At 31.9% G+C, this 16,708-nt stretch carries 17 protein-coding genes and 1 riboswitch; of the genes, 15 read left to right on the forward strand and 2 right to left on the reverse strand.

Translation table 11 applies throughout. The features are described 5' to 3' along the window. Positions 1 to 3: 3 nt before the first annotated feature. The 3 genes from CA_RS02175 to CA_RS02185 all read left to right on the forward strand — a co-directional run bounded on the left by CA_RS02175 (position 4) and on the right by CA_RS02185 (position 3,284). Positions 4 to 1,413 carry a GH1 family beta-glucosidase gene (locus tag CA_RS02175; protein WP_010963707.1) on the forward strand — a complete coding sequence of 470 codons (1,410 nt, stop codon included), beginning with the start codon at positions 4 to 6 and terminating at the stop codon, positions 1,411 to 1,413. Positions 1,414 to 1,469: 56 nt separating this feature from the next. Then, positions 1,470 to 2,822, forward strand: a complete 1,353-nt coding sequence (locus CA_RS02180) for a PTS sugar transporter subunit IIC (protein ID WP_010963708.1) — start codon at positions 1,470 to 1,472, stop codon at positions 2,820 to 2,822. 183 nt (positions 2,823 to 3,005) lie between these two features. Beyond that, on the forward strand, positions 3,006 to 3,284 hold the full coding sequence (locus CA_RS02185; RefSeq protein WP_010963709.1) for a hypothetical protein: 279 nt from the start codon (positions 3,006 to 3,008) through the stop codon (positions 3,282 to 3,284). 682 nt (positions 3,285 to 3,966) lie between these two features. On the opposite strand, the gene CA_RS02190 is transcribed toward CA_RS02185, so the two are convergent. Next, positions 3,967 to 4,659, reverse strand: a complete 693-nt coding sequence (locus tag CA_RS02190; RefSeq protein ID WP_010963710.1) for a hypothetical protein — start codon at positions 4,657 to 4,659, stop codon at positions 3,967 to 3,969. Between the two features lie 578 nt (positions 4,660 to 5,237). After that, positions 5,238 to 5,340, forward strand: a riboswitch (SAM riboswitch). 75 nt (positions 5,341 to 5,415) lie between these two features. Between CA_RS02190 and CA_RS02195 the strand changes: the two genes are divergently transcribed. Continuing rightward, positions 5,416 to 6,570, forward strand: coding sequence for a trans-sulfuration enzyme family protein (locus CA_RS02195; protein WP_010963712.1), 1,155 nt, complete (start codon positions 5,416 to 5,418; stop codon positions 6,568 to 6,570). 20 nt (positions 6,571 to 6,590) lie between these two features. After that, positions 6,591 to 7,724 (forward strand): trans-sulfuration enzyme family protein, encoded by a 1,134-nt coding sequence (locus CA_RS02200; RefSeq protein WP_010963713.1) that lies wholly within the window; start codon positions 6,591 to 6,593, stop codon positions 7,722 to 7,724. Positions 7,725 to 8,249: 525 nt separating this feature from the next. Here CA_RS02200 and CA_RS02205 read toward each other — a convergent pair. Next, on the reverse strand, positions 8,250 to 8,705 hold the full coding sequence (locus CA_RS02205) for a peptidoglycan-binding domain-containing protein (protein WP_010963714.1): 456 nt from the start codon (positions 8,703 to 8,705) through the stop codon (positions 8,250 to 8,252). Between the two features lie 354 nt (positions 8,706 to 9,059). Here CA_RS02205 and CA_RS02210 point away from each other — a divergent pair, with 354 nt between their 5' ends. The 10 genes from CA_RS02210 (at position 9,060) to CA_RS02250 (ending at position 16,614) form a co-directional block, all read left to right on the forward strand. Next, the gene (locus CA_RS02210; protein ID WP_010963715.1) at positions 9,060 to 10,094 is read left to right on the forward strand and encodes a LacI family DNA-binding transcriptional regulator; all 1,035 of its coding nucleotides are present in this window, start codon (positions 9,060 to 9,062) and stop codon (positions 10,092 to 10,094) included. A 93-nt stretch (positions 10,095 to 10,187) separates the two neighbouring features. After that, on the forward strand, positions 10,188 to 10,814 hold the full coding sequence (locus tag CA_RS02215) for a bifunctional 4-hydroxy-2-oxoglutarate aldolase/2-dehydro-3-deoxy-phosphogluconate aldolase (RefSeq protein ID WP_010963716.1): 627 nt from the start codon (positions 10,188 to 10,190) through the stop codon (positions 10,812 to 10,814). A gap of 285 nt (positions 10,815 to 11,099) precedes the next feature. Further along, positions 11,100 to 12,047, forward strand: a complete 948-nt coding sequence (locus tag CA_RS02220) for a sugar kinase (RefSeq protein ID WP_010963717.1) — start codon at positions 11,100 to 11,102, stop codon at positions 12,045 to 12,047. Between the two features lie 4 nt (positions 12,048 to 12,051). Continuing rightward, entirely contained in the window at positions 12,052 to 12,678 is a 627-nt protein-coding gene (locus tag CA_RS02225) for an orotidine 5'-phosphate decarboxylase / HUMPS family protein (protein WP_010963718.1), read from the forward strand. A 5-nt stretch (positions 12,679 to 12,683) separates the two neighbouring features. Beyond that, positions 12,684 to 13,232 (forward strand): 6-phospho-3-hexuloisomerase, encoded by a 549-nt coding sequence (hxlB, locus tag CA_RS02230; RefSeq protein ID WP_010963719.1) that lies wholly within the window; start codon positions 12,684 to 12,686, stop codon positions 13,230 to 13,232. 270 nt (positions 13,233 to 13,502) lie between these two features. Continuing rightward, the gene (locus CA_RS02235) at positions 13,503 to 13,805 is read left to right on the forward strand and encodes a WXG100 family type VII secretion target (RefSeq protein WP_010963720.1); all 303 of its coding nucleotides are present in this window, start codon (positions 13,503 to 13,505) and stop codon (positions 13,803 to 13,805) included. Positions 13,806 to 13,846: 41 nt separating this feature from the next. Then, a complete protein-coding gene (locus CA_RS02240) occupies positions 13,847 to 15,220 on the forward strand; it encodes a hypothetical protein (RefSeq protein ID WP_014518838.1) in 1,374 nt (457 codons plus the stop codon). A gap of 16 nt (positions 15,221 to 15,236) precedes the next feature. Further along, a complete protein-coding gene (locus CA_RS02245) occupies positions 15,237 to 15,488 on the forward strand; it encodes a hypothetical protein (protein ID WP_010963722.1) in 252 nt (83 codons plus the stop codon). Between the two features lie 226 nt (positions 15,489 to 15,714). Next, the gene (locus CA_RS20315) at positions 15,715 to 15,843 is read left to right on the forward strand and encodes a hypothetical protein (protein WP_278046125.1); all 129 of its coding nucleotides are present in this window, start codon (positions 15,715 to 15,717) and stop codon (positions 15,841 to 15,843) included. A gap of 264 nt (positions 15,844 to 16,107) precedes the next feature. Then, positions 16,108 to 16,614 (forward strand): AsnC family transcriptional regulator, encoded by a 507-nt coding sequence (locus CA_RS02250; RefSeq protein WP_010963724.1) that lies wholly within the window; start codon positions 16,108 to 16,110, stop codon positions 16,612 to 16,614. Positions 16,615 to 16,708: the final 94 nt, after the last annotated feature.

Below are 16,708 nucleotides of genomic sequence, written 5' to 3' on the forward strand. Positions count from 1 at the left end.
AAAATGAAATTTCCAAAGGATTTCTTTTTAGGTGCTGCTTCTGCATCATACCAGGTAGAGGGTGCCTGGAATGAAGATGGAAAGGGAGTATCTAACTGGGATGTATTTACCAAAATACCAGGAAAAACTTTTGAAGGTACTAATGGAGATGTTGCAGTAGACCACTACCATAGATACAAAGAAGACGTAAAACTGATGGCAGAAATGGGACTTGATTCATACAGATTCTCCGTTTCTTGGCCAAGAATAATACCAGATGGTGATGGAGAAATAAATCAAAAGGGAATAGAGTTTTACAATAATTTGATCGATGAGTGCCTTAAATATGGCATTGTACCATTTGTTACCTTGTATCACTGGGATATGCCAGAGGTACTGGAGAAGGCTGGAGGATGGACAAATAAAAAAACTGTAGATGCCTTTGTAAAGTATGCTAAAGCGTGTTTTGAAGCGTTTGGAGATAGGGTAAAGCGCTGGATTACTTTTAATGAGACTATAGTGTTTTGCAGCAATGGATACTTAAGTGGAGCTCACCCGCCTGGTATAACAGGAGATGTTAAAAAGTATTTTCAAGCAACACACAATGTATTTACAGCTCATGCCAGATCAGTTATTGAATATAAAAAATTAAAACAGTATGGCGAAATAGGAATAACGCATGTATTCTCACCAGCCTTCAGTGTTGATGATAAGGAAGAAAATAAGGCTGCTGCATATCATGCAAATCAATATGAGATTACCTGGTATTACGATCCAATATTAAAGGGAAAATACCCCGAATATGTAATTAAAAATATAGAAAAACAAGGATTTTTACCAGATTGGACAGATGAGGAATTGAATACATTAAGGGAGGCAGCTCCGCTTAATGACTTTATAGGACTTAACTACTATCAACCTCAAAGAGTAATTAAAAATCATGACACAGGGGAAAAAATTGAAAGAACAAGGGAGAACTCTACAGGGGCACCTGGAAATGCATCCTTTGATGGATTTTATAGAACAGTAAAAATGGACGACAAAACTTACACTAAATGGGGCTGGGAGATATCACCTGAATCATTAATTTTGGGGCTTGAGAAATTGAAAGAACAGTATGGTGATATCAAAATTTATATTACTGAAAACGGTTTAGGCGATCAGGATCCAATAATAGAAGATGAAATTCTTGATATGCCTAGAATAAAATTCATAGAAGCTCATTTAAGAGCAATAAAAGAAGCTATAAGTAGGGGGATAAACCTTAAAGGATATTACGCTTGGTCAGTAATCGATCTTTTAAGTTGGCTTAACGGATACAAAAAACAGTATGGTTTTATATATGTAGACCATAAACACAATTTAGATAGAAAGAAGAAATTATCATTTTATTGGTATAAAAAAGTAATAGAAGAAAGAGGTAAAAATATATAGTTTAAACAGGACTTAATTTATATACCATATAAAATTATCGAGGAGGAATTATAATAATGAGTAAAGTAGATACCATTCAAGAAAAACTCATACCGCCAATAATGAAATTTGCTAACTCTAAAATTATAACTGCCATAAAGGATGGAGTTATAATCACAATGCCACTTACTCTAGTTGGATCAATATTTTTATTGATTGCTAACTTTCCAATTAAATCCTGGAACTCTTGGATGACAGCAATATTTGGACCAAATTGGGCTGTTCCATTAACTCAGGTTTCAGGTTCAACCTTCGATATAATGGCAATTGCGGCTGTAATAGGAATAGCAGCTCAATATTCAAAAAATGAAGGCCAGGATCCAGTTACAGCAGGACTTTTAGGTGCAGTAGCATTTTTAATTATCATGCCAAGTTATTCACCAATAAATATAGGTGATAAAGTTGGTGGAATTGTTATGAAACATGCCGACAAGGTTCAAAGTGTAATACCAAAAGCTTGGACCGGCGGTAAAGGAATGATAGCCGCTTTAATTATTGGTGTACTTACAGGTTATATTTATTCGTGGTTCTTAAAACGTGATATAAGAATCAAACTTCCAGAAAGCGTACCATCAGGTGTTTCAAATGCTTTCTCAGCATTAATTCCAGGTGCTGTTATTATAACAGGTTCTATGTTAATATTCATATTCTTTAATATTGTTACAGGTGCAACTGCACTTGAATGGATTTATAAAGTATTACAAATTCCACTACAAGGAATAACGGACTCATTAGGTGGAGCAATAGCAATACCATTTGTTATATCTTTCTTCTGGTGGTTTGGTGTTCATGGTGCTACTCTTATCGGTGGTGTTATGAACTCTATATACCAAGCAAATACATTAGCAAACCAGGATGTTTTCAAAGCTGGACATAAATTAATAGCTTCAGGAGCTGGAAAAAATGCTCACATAGTATGTCAGCAGTTCCAAGATAACTTTGTAACCTTAGGAGGTTCAGGAATAACTTTAGGACTAGTTGCAGCATGTTTCTTATTCGCTAGATCACAACGTCTTAAACAGTTAGGTAAATTAGCCTTAGTTCCAGGTTGCTTTAATATAAATGAGCCAGTTCTATTTGGTTTACCAATAGTTTTAAATCCACTTATGTTTATACCATTTTTGATTTGTCCTCTTGTTTCAGGAATACTAACTTACTTCGCAATATATACTGGTTTAGTACCTTGCTTTACAGCTGTTCAAGCAATATGGACTACACCGCCTGTACTATCGGGTCTTATAGTTGCAGGTTGGAGAGGAGCGGTACTCCAGCTTATAATAATTGCAATAGCTGCTATAGTTTACTTCCCATTCTTCAAAAGTCTTGATAAACAATACTATCAAGAAGAGATATCTGGAGAAGCAGAATAGAAATCTAAGGTTAATCTAAATTAAGCTTTGGATTAACCCTGTAAAGAATATGTACTGAAGGAAAACTAAGGTAAAACTTAGCTTACCCATATTAGTATTCAGGGGGGAACAGTGTGGATAGTTAAGTTTGCCTGGTTTTCATATACATAAACCCACAAACTATATTATTTTAGGAGGATTAAAATGAAATTATTTAAGATAAAAATCACAGGAAGCTTAGAGGAATTTAAAATTGAGTACTCTTTCTCAACAGATTACTTTAACTACAAAGAGTGTACTTATGAAGGAACAGAACAAGAAAGATACGATCAATTCTATGAGGATTTAAAAACAAATGGAGGACCTCAGCCACTAAACATAAAATTAAAAATGTCAAATGGTGTAATGGATAGAGCGTTCCCTAAAAAGGATCTCCTAAAATTAAAGAATGTCCAAGACTTCGTCAAAAAAATGTACACCTAAAGAGGTTTGGGCGGAGCCCATTATATTCATGAACTTAGAAAAAACACGTCATTCAAAAAAGAAAATAAACTAATTAAGGATGTCGTTAATAAAGAGGTTTGGGCGGAGCCCATTATATTCATGAACTTAGAAAAAACACGTCATTCAAAAAAGAAAATAAACTAATTAAGGATGTCGTTAATAAAGAGGTTTGGGCGGAGCCCATTATATTCATGAACTTAGAAAAAACACGTCATTCAAAAAAGAAAATAAACTAATTAAGGATGTCGTTAATAAAGAGGTTTGGGCGGAGCCCATTATATTCATGAACTTAGAAAAAACACGTCATTCAAAAAAGAAAATAAACTAATTAAGGATGTCGTTAATAAAGAGGTTTGGGCGGAGCCCATTATAATCATGAACTTAGAAAAAACACGTCATTCAAAAAAGAAAATAAGCTAATTAAGGATGTTGTTAATAAAGGGGGTTGGAAAGATAGCGTAAATCCATCATTACGCTATACTATTTCTACGATTATCACTCAAATAATAATGCTAGCTACAAAAATTCATATAAATACACCTCTACCTTTAATATAGGTAGTATTAAAAGACAAATAAGTTGCAATGGGGTAACAACCTAAAAAACACGTCTTAGCTAATGAAAAATAAATTTCATATGAAAGCTAGGGCGTGTTTTTTAATTATTTTAAAGGCATTGAGCCCGTAACAAATCTATATTCTAAAGTATTTTCATTATCATTATATTGAACAACTCTTATAGTCTCAAAGGATTTAGCATTATTTTTTACTCTATTTGCTAAAACTTTTTTAGTATAATCTTTATCTACCTGCTTTACCGAAGAATTAAAGTCTTTAAAATCATAATTGCTATTTCCAGTTAAGCTGGTTATAAATTCCCTTAGAAACTTACAATATCTAGTATCAAAATGTTTATTGTTTTTTTGTCTTACATCCAACTCAACATTGTTATAAGCTGTTGTATTTCCCTTTCCATCAGTTATAATATCACCAGTATATGAAATATCATACACATTTCCATTATTGCCATTTTCTTTTATATCTTTAGCATTAAAAGCTAACCAATTACCTTTAGAATATTTATCATTCAAAGTATATTTAATTCCATATTTATCACATATTAATTTCAATTTATCTATTATATTTTGTCCTTGAGATACAAATTTACTTCGAGTTACGCTATATTTTGATTTTAAATTAGTACTAGTGTTACTAGGTATCCACTTTGATTTAACGGAAGCTTTAGACTTTGATGAATTATCGTCGGATTGACCTGTTTTTGAGCAACCTACTGATAATAGTATCATAAACATTATAGCAATACTGCAAAGAATTTTTATCTTTTTTTCTTTCACTAAATTACACATCCTTTGTTAATTGTAAAAACTTGTTTATATTATAATATAATTATTTAAAATTATTATAACTAATATTAAAGTTTACATTTAAAACATATTATAAAGGTAGAAAATTTAGGAGTCAAGCACTACATATAGGTATTTATAAAGAAAAATGTTTTGTGCTAAGGCTAATAATAGGTATTAAAACTTCAAAATATCAATTCAAATAGTTCAAAGAAAATAAAATTAATAAGATATGTAAGTTAGTATAGGGAGGGTGACAAAGTACATTAGGATTATGAACTCAAATTAACTCATCTTTTATCAAAGCTAATAAACTCTAATACAACATATAAATTAGGCCAGAGGTTTTGGCAGAGCCCATTAGAATCATAAACCCCAATCAATCCGTCTTTTATCAAATAAAAATATACCGACTAAAATTATCAGCGAAATAAATTAAAAACATAAAACATTGCATTAAAGGAATATTTAGAGTGGCTAATAAGCTAGCATAGAAAAATATTCTTGACAATTAAAATAATAGAACATATAATAATCATATTAAACAAGTTCGAAAACTAAATAATTGTTTCTTATCAAGAGTGACGGAGGGATAGGCCCTATGAAGTCCGGCAACATCCAATTATTTTGGAGATGTGCTAATTCCTACAGGTTTATCCTGAGAGATGAGAATGTTTTTAAAACTGCTTCTTATTTTTTAATGGATAAGAAGCAGTTTTATTTTTTTATTATTAGGAGGAGAAGATTATGGGAGAAATAGATTGTAGAAATTTTGAGACAAAAGCAGTTCATGGGGAGAGTGGTTTTGAGAGCAGAACTGGGGCAATAAGCTACCCAATATACCAAAGTTCTACCTTTAGACATGAAGGCTTAAATAAAGGAACTGGATATGATTATTCAAGAACAGGAAATCCCACTAGAGATGAAGTTGAAAAGACAGTTGCAGCACTTGAAAATGGTAGAGCGTGTCTCGCATACTCCTCTGGTATGGCTGCAATATCAAGTGTTCTTACCATATTTAAAGGTGGAGATCATATAATCGTTTCAGATGACTTGTATGGAGGAACCTATAGAATATTTGAGGAGATATATGAACATTATGGAATTGAAGTCACATATACAGATACAACAAGCACTGAAAATATAGAAAAGGAATTGAGGGAAAATACAAAAGCCATATACCTAGAAACTCCAACAAACCCTCTTATGAAAATTACTGATATAAGAGAGGTTAGTAAATTAGCAAAAGAACATAATACTTTACTTATAGTGGACAATACTTTTATGACGCCTTACTATCAAAAACCACTAGAGCTTGGAGCAGACATAGTTCTTCACAGCGGAACTAAGTATCTTTGTGGACATAATGATGCCTTAGCAGGTTTTGTCATTTTAAATGATGAAAGGTTAATTGAAAAGCTTAGATTTATACAAAACTCTGTTGGAGCTGTGCTTGCACCTTTTGATAGTTGGCTAATTTTAAGAGGAATAAAAACCCTTCACATAAGACTTGATAGACAGCAGGAAAACGCAATTAAAATAGCAAACTTCTTAAAAAAACATAAGAAAATTACAAAGGTTCTTTATCCAGGATTAGAGGAGCACGTTGGTCATGATATTTTAAAAAGTGAAGCATCAGGTTTTGGAGCAATGATTTCCTTTTACGTAGATAGTAAAGAAACCGTAGAAAAAGTACTTGAAAGCGTAAAAGTAATAATTTTTGCTGAAAGCCTTGGTGGAGTGGAAAGTTTAATAACCTATCCTTATACTCAAACTCATGCAGATATTCCAGATGATATAAGGAAAAGGCTAGGCGTTACAGATAAGCTTCTTAGATTTTCTGTGGGAATCGAAAATGTAGATGATTTAATAAAAGACTTAGATAAAGCATTGCAAGCATAAATATTAAGGGGGATTTTAAAATGAAATTTGGAACCAAGCTTATACACAGCGGATTTGAAGGAGATAAGGCAACAGGAGCTATAAGTACTCCCATATATCAAACTTCAACCTTTCATCAAGAAAACATAGATGGACATGTAACTTATGATTACGCAAGATCAGGAAATCCTACACGTGAAGCATTAGAAAATACAATAGCTCTTTTAGAAGGAGGTTACAAAGGCTTTGCTTTTTCATCAGGCATGGCGGCAATTTCCTCGGTTTTGAGCATTTTTTCAGCCCATGATCACATAATCGTACCAAAAGACGTTTATGGAGGAACCTACAGAATAACAACACAATTTTTTTCAAGGTTTGAAGTTGAGTGTGAATTTGTAGATACAACAGATATAAATGAAGTTCAGAGAGCAATAAAAAAGAACACAAAAGCAATTTATATAGAAACACCATCAAACCCACTTATGAAAATAACAGATATAAGGGCAATAGTTGAACTTGCAAGAGAATACAAGTTATTGGTTATTGCAGACAATACATTTATGTCACCATATCTTCAAAGACCACTAGAGCTTGGAGCGGATATAGTAGTTCATAGTGCTACAAAATTTTTAAATGGACACAGTGACATTGTTGCAGGCCTTGTTGTTGCGAAAAATAAAGAGCTAGCGGATAAGATTTACTTTGTTCAAAATGCCTTTGGAGCAGTGCTTAGTCCACAAGATTCATGGTTATTATTGAGAGGAATGAAAACCCTTAAGGTAAGGCTAAATTATCAACAAAATAATGCCACAGAGCTTGCAAAATGGCTTCTACTTAACAAATTTGTTGATAGAGTACACTATCCAGGAATGCCTAGCCATGAAGGCAGAGAAATACACCTTTCCCAAGCCTCAGGAGCAGGAGCTGTATTGTCCTTTGAAGCATGCAGCACTGAAAAAGCAAAAAGCTTTATGAAAAAAGTGAAATGTGCTGCCGTTGGCGTAAGTCTTGGGGGAGTAGAAACTATAGTCTCATATCCAGCTAAAATGTCCCATGCAGAAATCCCTCATAATGAAAGGATTAAACTTGGAATAGGTGACAATCTAATAAGAGTATCTGTTGGACTTGAGGACATAGAAGATTTAATTGAGAATTTCAAAATAGCACTTGAGTAGAAAATATTCTCATGGGTAAGTTAATTTATAATTATTTATTGAAAAAATGATATTCAATTTATGATCGAATCAAGAATGGAAGAATTTTTATTGATTTTTCCATTCTAAAGAAAAAATAAAATCACCGTGAAGCTTTCATAATAAAAGCCTACAGGTGATTTTTTCATGTGCTTTGTAAAGATTTTAAGGAAATTATTTGTTAATGGTGATAGAGGAGTATAATGAATTTAAGGAATGGCTTAAAACCGTTGGTACACCTTCAGGGGTTTGGGCGGAGCCCATTAGAATCATGAACTCAAAGCAATCCGTCTTTCAAAAAAGGAAACAAAATTAATATGATATGTAAGTTGGCATGGGTATTTTCACCAGTAAAACTTCAGAATAGTGTGTAAATACATATTAATTATGAATATAAAAATACTACCCCAAAACAAAAATTAGAGTATAGAATCTAAGTCTTGTTTTGAGGTAGAGTAATTATCAATTAAGTATGCTATTATATATATCTTCTAACTAAAATGCCGTCTATAGATCCCATGGGCCTAATTTAGCCCAAGTTTGAGAACCAACCTTACCATCTGTAGCTAATCCGTTATATTTTTGGAATAATTCTACAAGGCATAGAGTATTGTAACCGAAGATGCCATCTTCGAAAGCAGATTCAGATCCAGTAGCACCATATTTTTGACCGTCATCTATGTGATGTCTATTGAAGTAATAGTAGAGGCCAGTTTGAACTTCCTTGACAGCATATCCAATATCACCATCTTGAACAATTCCGCCACCATTTAAAATTGCAACAATGTTTGGACCACCGCTTGGACCATAGTTAAATGACTCATGGATTGTATTTGCAGCAGTAGCAGTAGCGGTAGCAGGTACCTGTGCTTTTGTATTATCAGTAGCAGCAAATGCAGTTGAAGAAATTAAAACAGTAGACATAATTCCTAAAGATAAAGCTTTCATTTTTAAGTTTCTCATTTTTAATCCCCCTGTAAATTTTATTTTTAATACATATATAACATACATCTAAAATACATAAATGTAAAATACTGTATTTAAACGTTTTCTGTTATAATGATTTAAATAAGACAGGTTATTTCAAATAAATGTAAAATATTTAAATTACATTTGTAGTTGTACAATTGAAAAAAATTATCTGTTAAGCTATAATTAATACAAAAGTAATAATACTACCCAATAAAGTTTTTTATTACTGATAAAGTCTATCAAAAATACCTTATCTGTAATTTAAAATTCAATTTCCTTATTGCAATCTACTTGTCTTAGTAGTATGATGTATTTGGGAAACCGGTTACTAAAGGATGGTGAAAAATGGACAATAATAAAAAGGTAGTAATAGACGACGTGGCTAAATTAGCTGGAGTTTCTAAGGCAACTATATCTAGGTACCTAAATGGAAAATTTGAATACATGTCAGAAAAAACTAAGGACAGAATAAAAGAATCCATTGAAGAACTTAATTATAGACCTAACAACATAGCTAGAAGCTTAAAATCAAATAAAAGCAAACTTATAGGAGTTGTAATAGCGGACCTTACAAACCCATTTTCATCCATAATAATCAAAGGAATCGGAGATGAATGCAAGGCTAGGGGTTACAACATGGTTATTGCAAATTCAGATAATGATGTTAAGCAGGAAGAGGAATATATAAAATCTCTTTTAGATCAAAGAGTTGAGGGAATTATAGTTAATAGTACGGGCTATAATGAGGAATTTTTGCTCAGCATAAAAGAGAGAGGTATTCCTGTATCCATGGTTGACAGAACCTTTTGTGAAGATAAAGTTGATTCTGTTAAAAGTAACAACTATGACATCACTGTTGAGACCATTAACTATCTTATAGATGCAGGTTTTAATAGTCTATGTTTCTTTACTGAAAGACTTGATAATATAAAGCCTAGAATAGAAAGAGAAAGGGCATTTATTGATGTTTGCAGTAAAAGACTTAAAAAGGAAAACTATAATATTTCAGTTGTAGACTATAGTAAGGCTGGAAATTTAGAAGTGAACATATATAAGTTTTTAAATAATTATAGTGGTAAAAAAGCGATATTTGCAGTCAACGGAGTTGTTCTACTTCATACTTTGAGTGCAATTAATAAGTTAAATATAAATGTTCCAAAGGATTTAGGAATTTGTGGTTATGATAACTGGGGATGGGCAGCGCTTATACCACCAGGAATTACTACTATTTCGCAGCCATCATATGAAATGGGATCTGAGGCAGCAAAGCTTGTACTTGATAGAATTGAAGGCAAAGCTTCTTTAGGAGCAGTTTGTAAAACCTTAAGTGCAAAGCTTGAGATAAGAGGGTCAACAATACCTTTAAATATGCCAACATAGTTTTTCTATGTTGACATATTTAAAGATAATAACATATATATTTTTTAGAAACCGATTTACAAAACAATTAGGAATGAAAGGAAGTATAAAATTATGAATAAGAATGAAATTAAAGCAAAAATGAAGAGCAAGGCAATTGCTGTTGTAAGATGTTCAGAATTTAGTTTAGCTGAAAAAATGTCAAAGAGATTAATATCACAAGGAATAGATACAATTGAGGTTACTTATTCTGTTAAAGATGCTGGAAAGTTAATAAAAGCTCTTAAGGATGAATATCCAAATAGTTTAATTGGAGCTGGAACAGTTGTAACAGCTGCACAAGCAAAAGAAGCAATTGACTATGGTGCAGATTTCATAGTTTCACCATGTATAGTTGAAGAGGTATGTGAATACTGTGTAAAAAATGATATAGCATGCTCACAGGGAACAGCAACTCCTACAGAGGCATTTAAAGCAGCAAGCTTAGGTGCTGATATCATTAAAATATTCCCAGGAAGTTCATTTAAACCTTCATATATAAAAGAATTAAAAGGACCATTCCCTGATTTTGATTGCATGCCTACAGGAGGAGTAAGTGACAGCAATGTTAAAGAGTGGTTTGATAATGGAGCATTTGCAGTTGGATTAGGTGGATATTTCACAAAGAATATAACTGAAGACAACTTAGAAGAAATAGATATAAGAGTTAAAAAAGTATTAGATGCATTAAAGAATGCATAATGTAGAAATATTCTTACATTAATATAGCATAAATAGAAAGTACTTGGGTATTTTAAGTAATAAATAGGTGCTGGGCAAATAAAACTGAAATGGAAACTGCAAAATATTGAAGTTGGTCTTGAGTATAGTTGCTAAGATCCTTCAGTTGTTAGGAGCAAATTTAATTTCTATATATTTATGAAAGAAAGCTAGAGAACTGTTAACTTATAATCATTAGAAGAGCGTAAGTTTTACGGTGGGTTTTATATCTGACTTTGAAAATAAAATTAGTAGGAGAATGATAAAATGAGTGAGTTTATAACAATTGGAGAACCTTTAGCATTATTTGCAGCTGAAGGGGAAAGTGAAATAGATAAAAGAATAAGCGAAGTTGATCACTTTAAAAAATTTCTAGCTGGAGCTGAAGTAAATGTTTCGGTTGGTGTGTCAAGACTAGGTCATTCAGCTCAGTACATAACAAAGCTTGGAGAAGATCCATTTGGTGAATTTATAAGGAGAAGACTTAATGAAGAGAACGTTGGAACAGATTATATAAGTTCAACAAATAAAAAATTCACTGGTTTTCAATTAAAATCAAAGGTAAGCGAGGGAGATCCTAGTATATTTTATTTTAGAAAAAATTCTGCTGCTGCTAATTTTTCAGTAGAGGATTTAAATAAAGTAAATTTAGATGGTGTTAAACATGTTCATATTACAGGGATTTTTCCAGCATTATCTGAAAGTACTAAAGAAGCAACATACAAGCTATTGGAGCTTGCAAAGGAAAGAAATATAACAACTACTTTTGACACTAATCTAAGACCTCAACTTTGGAATAGCAAGGAAGACATGATTAGTACAATAAATGATATAGCATTTAAAAGTGATATATTACTTCCAGGTATAAATGAAGGTTTAGTACTTATGGGAAGCGATAAGCCTGAAGAAATTGCGGATTTCTATCTTAATAAAGGCGTAAAACTCGTAATAATAAAATTAGGTTCCAAAGGTGCATATGTAAAAACAAAAGATGAAGCTTACACAGTTGAAGGTTTTAAGGTTAAGCATGTGGTTGATACAGTGGGAGCAGGAGATGGATTTGCAGTTGGAGTTATAAGTGCAATTCTTGAAGGAATAAGTGTTAAAGAAGCTGTGAGAAGAGGAAATGCAGTAGGTGCTTTGGCTGTAATGTCAGAGGGAGACAACGACGGATATCCTACACATGAAGAATTAGAAAAATTCCTCGGAAGGTGATTATTTGAAAGTACAATTAGCTTTAGACAGAATGACAATAGATGAGGCTAAAAGTATTACAGAAGAAGTATATGATTATATAGACATAATAGAGGTTGGTACATCGCTTATAAAGGATTACGGAAAAAAATCTATAAGCTCTATGAGAGATGAGTTTAAGGATAAATTAATATTAGCGGATATAAAAACTTGTGATGAAGGTGAGTACGAATTTAAAGCAGCTTATGAAGCAGGAGCTGATATTGCAACGGTTATGGGAACTTCACCCTTTGAAACAATTGAAATATGCTACAAGGTTTCAAAGGAATATAAAAAACATATGATGATTGATTTGATGGAAACAGATGATCGTAAAATTCAGCAGTTAAAGACTTGTGAGGATGCTATTTTGTTTCTTCATCTTCCAAAAGATAGTGAAAATAAAAGTTTATTAGACATGTTTCAAAGTAAAAAACAACTTTTCAAGGATGTAAAAAGAATTGCAGTAGGTGGAGGTATTAGTGAAAAAGTAATGCCGGGTATAACGCTTATTAATCCTGAAATAGTTGTAGTGGGTTCATTTATAACAAAATCAAAAAATTTAAGTGCCGCAGCTAGGGAAGTTCGGAAAGTATTAGAAAATAGGAGATGATATCCATGGAAGTTCTTAAAGACATATTAGGTGAAATTACACAGGTAATTAATAATGTTAATGAAAGTGAAATGGATGGAGTTGTAGATTTTATTACAAAGAACAAGAGAGTTTTTGTATGCGGTGAAGGACGTTCCGGATTAATTGGGAAATGCTTTGCAATGAGACTTATGCATATAGGATATACTGTTTATGTGGTTGGAGAAACCATAACCCCGTCAATAAAGGCTGATGATGTACTTTTTGCCATATCGGGTTCCGGCGAAACCTCTATGGTATTAAATTTGGTACGGAAGTCAAAGGATATGGGAGCGCACATAATAGGAATAACCAGTAGAGAGGGTTCATCTCTTGCAAGTGCTTCATTTAAAAAGATAATTGTGCCTGGGGCTGTAAAAGGCGATAAGGGCACGGATAAGAAGTCTATTCAACTTCTAAGCTCATTATTTGATCAAAGTGTTCATATAGTTATGGATGCACTTTGTTTAAAATTAAGTTATAAGGATAGAATAGATAATGATGCAGCGATAAAGAATCATAGTAATTTAGAGTAGAACATTTCTTTTGCATGATTTTTTAACATAAACATACACACAAAGAACCGTTGTAATAGCATAAAAAATGCTGTTATAGCGGTTTTTTGTTTTAAAAAGTGTGTGGGAATGTTTTTAAAATATAAAGTACTTATATATTAGGACTTATGAATTCATTTGATTTTACGTTTAATATTGTTAAAAATAATAATGATAAAAAAGGTCATTATTGACATATAAGATGAAAGACAATAAAATATAGTGAGATTAAATGAAGGAGATGAGGATTATTTGTTAAGATACGATGTAACACCAAAAGAATTAAAAATTTCAGCTAAAATATTTAAAGAAAAATCAGATGAAATTATGGGTAGGATATCAAGATTAAAGGCAAGTGTAGATATATATGGTGCTACATGGCAAGGAGCAGGACATGATGCGTTTGAAAGTAAATATAAAATAATTGAAAAAGATATACAAAATATTGCAAAGAAATTAGATAATATCGCATGGGAGCTAAATAATACAGCAAATACATTTGAACAAGCAGATGAAAGAGAAAAGCAGAAGATTAATGCCCTTTTCAAATTTTAACCAAAATAAAAATTTAGGAAATTATGATATGGGGGCTAGAAATGAAAGCTAATGATGATATAAAATTAACCATAAGGGATTTAGATTTACTTTCTAAAAAGTTTTCTTCAATAAGTAATGATTTTTATGAGGACAAGGCTATGGTAAATACACAGCTTAAGCTTTTAGAGAGCAATAATTCTGGATTAAATAGCACTGATATTATATATAATGATATTAGTAAAGTTATGAAGGATTTTGATAGCATAGTACATAAGCTGAGTCAAATGTCTAAAGACTTAGAAGTAGCTGAAAAAGAATACAAAGATGCCGATAATTCCTTTGAAAGAAAAGTAAATGAAGTGCTGCATACAGCTATAAATGAGGTGGAGGATTTTGGAGAGGATATTTGGGAAAAATACAAGAAGACTCCGGGAGAAGGCGCAGCGTTTTTAAGTGCGGCATTTAATTCAGCAAAAGATATGACGCTTGGTGCATTTGACTTAATGATGTATGGACTTTATATGAAGGCTAATCCAGTAGCGCATGGAAAGGAATTATATAGAGAAGCCGGTGAGGTATATAAGTGTATTAAGAATCCTAAAAAAATCATGGACAACTTAGGTCCATTGGGAAAGGCTTTTTTAGGAATAAATGATAAGGAAATAAAAAATGCAGCAATACATGGGGACAGCTATACAATTAAAAAGAATATGTATGCAGTATCAATTAATGCTTTACTTATAGGAGATACAGGTGCTGGATTATTAGGAAAAGCATCAAAAGTAGAGAAAAACATTAATAAAGCAGGCAAATTGGAGAGTGCTGGTAAGAAGTTTAGTGTGTTTAGTAAAGATATACCGAATATAGAAGATAAGCTAGCTAGTTTTAGAGAATTTTTAGCTAATAAGCTCAGAGGTGTTACTAGAGAAATACCGAATCCACAGTTAGTAAGAGATTCAATGGGAAATACTTATATGGTATGGGCAAAAAAAGGTGGAAGTTCTGGGGGCGAGGTTCTAAAGAACGAAAAGGTTGTTAATGGGGTGGCTGAAACAGGTGGAAAACTTTTATCAGTAGAAGAGTATCTAAAAAGAGAGGTAGAAGCTGAAAAAATGTATGATATAATTAGAAATTATACAACAGATGTAAAAAAAATATCCGAAAATACAGGAATACCAGAGTCACGTATTAATAGGATAAAAGAACATGTTTTCTATAATGAACATATCAAAACTTATGAAGTTGGACGATTTGACCCAAACTATGATATGGCGAATGCATGGGAAAGATTAATCAAAGGAAATTATGTACAAAGTGATATAGATTTATTAAATCATGAAATATTCGAATCTAAATTTGAATCTATATTTAAAACAGACTATTCTACAGCGCATTCTAAGACAGAATCAACTGGTAGGATATGGAATCCATAAAGGAGGTTAAAATAAGATGGCAGTATATGTATTATTAATAAAGGAATATGAAGATGATGAAAAAGTAGTGTATAAATATGGTCCTAATGAAGAAACAACAGGAAAGATAGAGTATAATAAGATAAGTAGAGATTTTAAAGAAATAGAATCTATAAAAAAAGAAGGAATTTCAAACGACTTTTTCATTAACCTTACAGCTCAAAGAATTGCGAGAATTGTTGGAAGAGAAAAAGGAATATTTCCTGAAAGAACAACAATTGAATCATAAAATAGCTGCATAAAAAATTAAATAGTTACAAACTGAGTAAAACTAATTATTAATTAAAAAAAGGATGTATGTGTAATGTTAATAATGTAGTAAGATGCAACAAAATTGAGAATTAAATATATATCAGAGGAATAATGAAGGTTAACGCTGATAAAAAGGCGTTAGCCTTTTTTTATGCATAAAACAATGTCCACAGTTAGTAAGAGATTCAATGGGAAATACTTATATGGTATGGGCAAAAAAAGGTGGAAGTTCTGGGAGCGAGGTTCTAAAGAGTGAAAAGGTCGTTAATGGGGTAAGAAATGCTGGTGAAGAAATTGTAGGTACTGAGCACAGTGAAATAAGACCAACTTAGGAAGTATTTAATAGACATAAGGCGGATTCATATAAAGAAAAACTACTTAATGGTGAAAAAATAGAACCAATTGAAGTTTATGAGATAGAGGGAAAAGGTTATTATTTACAAGAAGGACATCATAGATATGTAGCAAGTATAGAAACAGGAATACCTGTAGAAATAAAATATTTGCCTCATAGTGGTCCAGCTGGCATGCCAAATTGGCAATATATGTGATGGAAGGAATATGTAAATGAAGAACAATTTTGGGAAGGTTAAAGTATGGGAGTAGAAGCATATAGATTTGCAGTGAATATAGAAAAAAAAGAAAATAAGCAAGCTATAAAAGAAAAATTATTAGAGTTAGGTGGTATATTGATAAGTGAAGATGTTTGTGGAAGAATAAATATAGATTTTTGCTATGAAGAAGGAATAATTGAGGTATTAATGGAGAATCCGTATGAAATCCATAAAGAGTTACGTGGTGTAGAAAATATAAGCAATGTAAAAAATCAATTAAGAGTATATATGAGAATAGCAAAGCCAAATTCAGAAAAAGTAATTGATAAGTTAATGGTGTTATTATCTGATATTAATTCTTATTTTGGTATTAAAGGAATACTAGATTTAATAACAGGTAAAAAAGTAGATATATGTGATTATACTGAATTTAAAAATGATTTTATAAAGGCAAAAATAGAATTTGAAACATTTTATTCTGGAATACCATATCCAATAAAATGTCATGAAGTATTTCCTAAGTATAGAGAAATAATGGGTGAAAAATAAACAGTTGATGTATAAATTTGAGAATATTGAATACTAAAAATTGATTATTATATTTTAGTATACTCAAATTGAGACTCAAAAAAGAGGAATAAGT

Origin of the sequence: Clostridium acetobutylicum ATCC 824 (genome assembly GCF_000008765.1) — a bacterium.
Classification (GTDB): Bacteria; Bacillota; Clostridia; order Clostridiales; family Clostridiaceae; genus Clostridium_S; species Clostridium_S acetobutylicum.

Excerpts from the sequence above, each read along its gene's own strand:
- CA_RS02175 (WP_010963707.1), top strand. The coding sequence starts at position 4 with ATGAAATTTCCAAAGGATTTCTTTTTAGGTGCTGCTTCTGCATCATAC.
- CA_RS02180 (WP_010963708.1), top strand. The coding sequence starts at position 1,470 with ATGAGTAAAGTAGATACCATTCAAGAAAAACTCATACCGCCAATAATG.
- CA_RS02185 (WP_010963709.1), top strand. The coding sequence starts at position 3,006 with ATGAAATTATTTAAGATAAAAATCACAGGAAGCTTAGAGGAATTTAAA.
- CA_RS02195 (WP_010963712.1), top strand. The coding sequence starts at position 5,416 with ATGGGAGAAATAGATTGTAGAAATTTTGAGACAAAAGCAGTTCATGGG.
- CA_RS02200 (WP_010963713.1), top strand. The coding sequence starts at position 6,591 with ATGAAATTTGGAACCAAGCTTATACACAGCGGATTTGAAGGAGATAAG.
- CA_RS02205 (WP_010963714.1), bottom strand. The coding sequence starts at position 8,705 with ATGAGAAACTTAAAAATGAAAGCTTTATCTTTAGGAATTATGTCTACT.
- CA_RS02210 (WP_010963715.1), top strand. The coding sequence starts at position 9,060 with ATGGACAATAATAAAAAGGTAGTAATAGACGACGTGGCTAAATTAGCT.
- CA_RS02215 (WP_010963716.1), top strand. The coding sequence starts at position 10,188 with ATGAATAAGAATGAAATTAAAGCAAAAATGAAGAGCAAGGCAATTGCT.
- CA_RS02220 (WP_010963717.1), top strand. The coding sequence starts at position 11,100 with ATGAGTGAGTTTATAACAATTGGAGAACCTTTAGCATTATTTGCAGCT.
- hxlB (WP_010963719.1), top strand. The coding sequence starts at position 12,684 with ATGGAAGTTCTTAAAGACATATTAGGTGAAATTACACAGGTAATTAAT.
- CA_RS02240 (WP_014518838.1), top strand. The coding sequence starts at position 13,847 with ATGAAAGCTAATGATGATATAAAATTAACCATAAGGGATTTAGATTTA.
- CA_RS02245 (WP_010963722.1), top strand. The coding sequence starts at position 15,237 with ATGGCAGTATATGTATTATTAATAAAGGAATATGAAGATGATGAAAAA.
- CA_RS20315 (WP_278046125.1), top strand. The coding sequence starts at position 15,715 with ATGGTATGGGCAAAAAAAGGTGGAAGTTCTGGGAGCGAGGTTCTAAAG.
- CA_RS02250 (WP_010963724.1), top strand. The coding sequence starts at position 16,108 with ATGGGAGTAGAAGCATATAGATTTGCAGTGAATATAGAAAAAAAAGAA.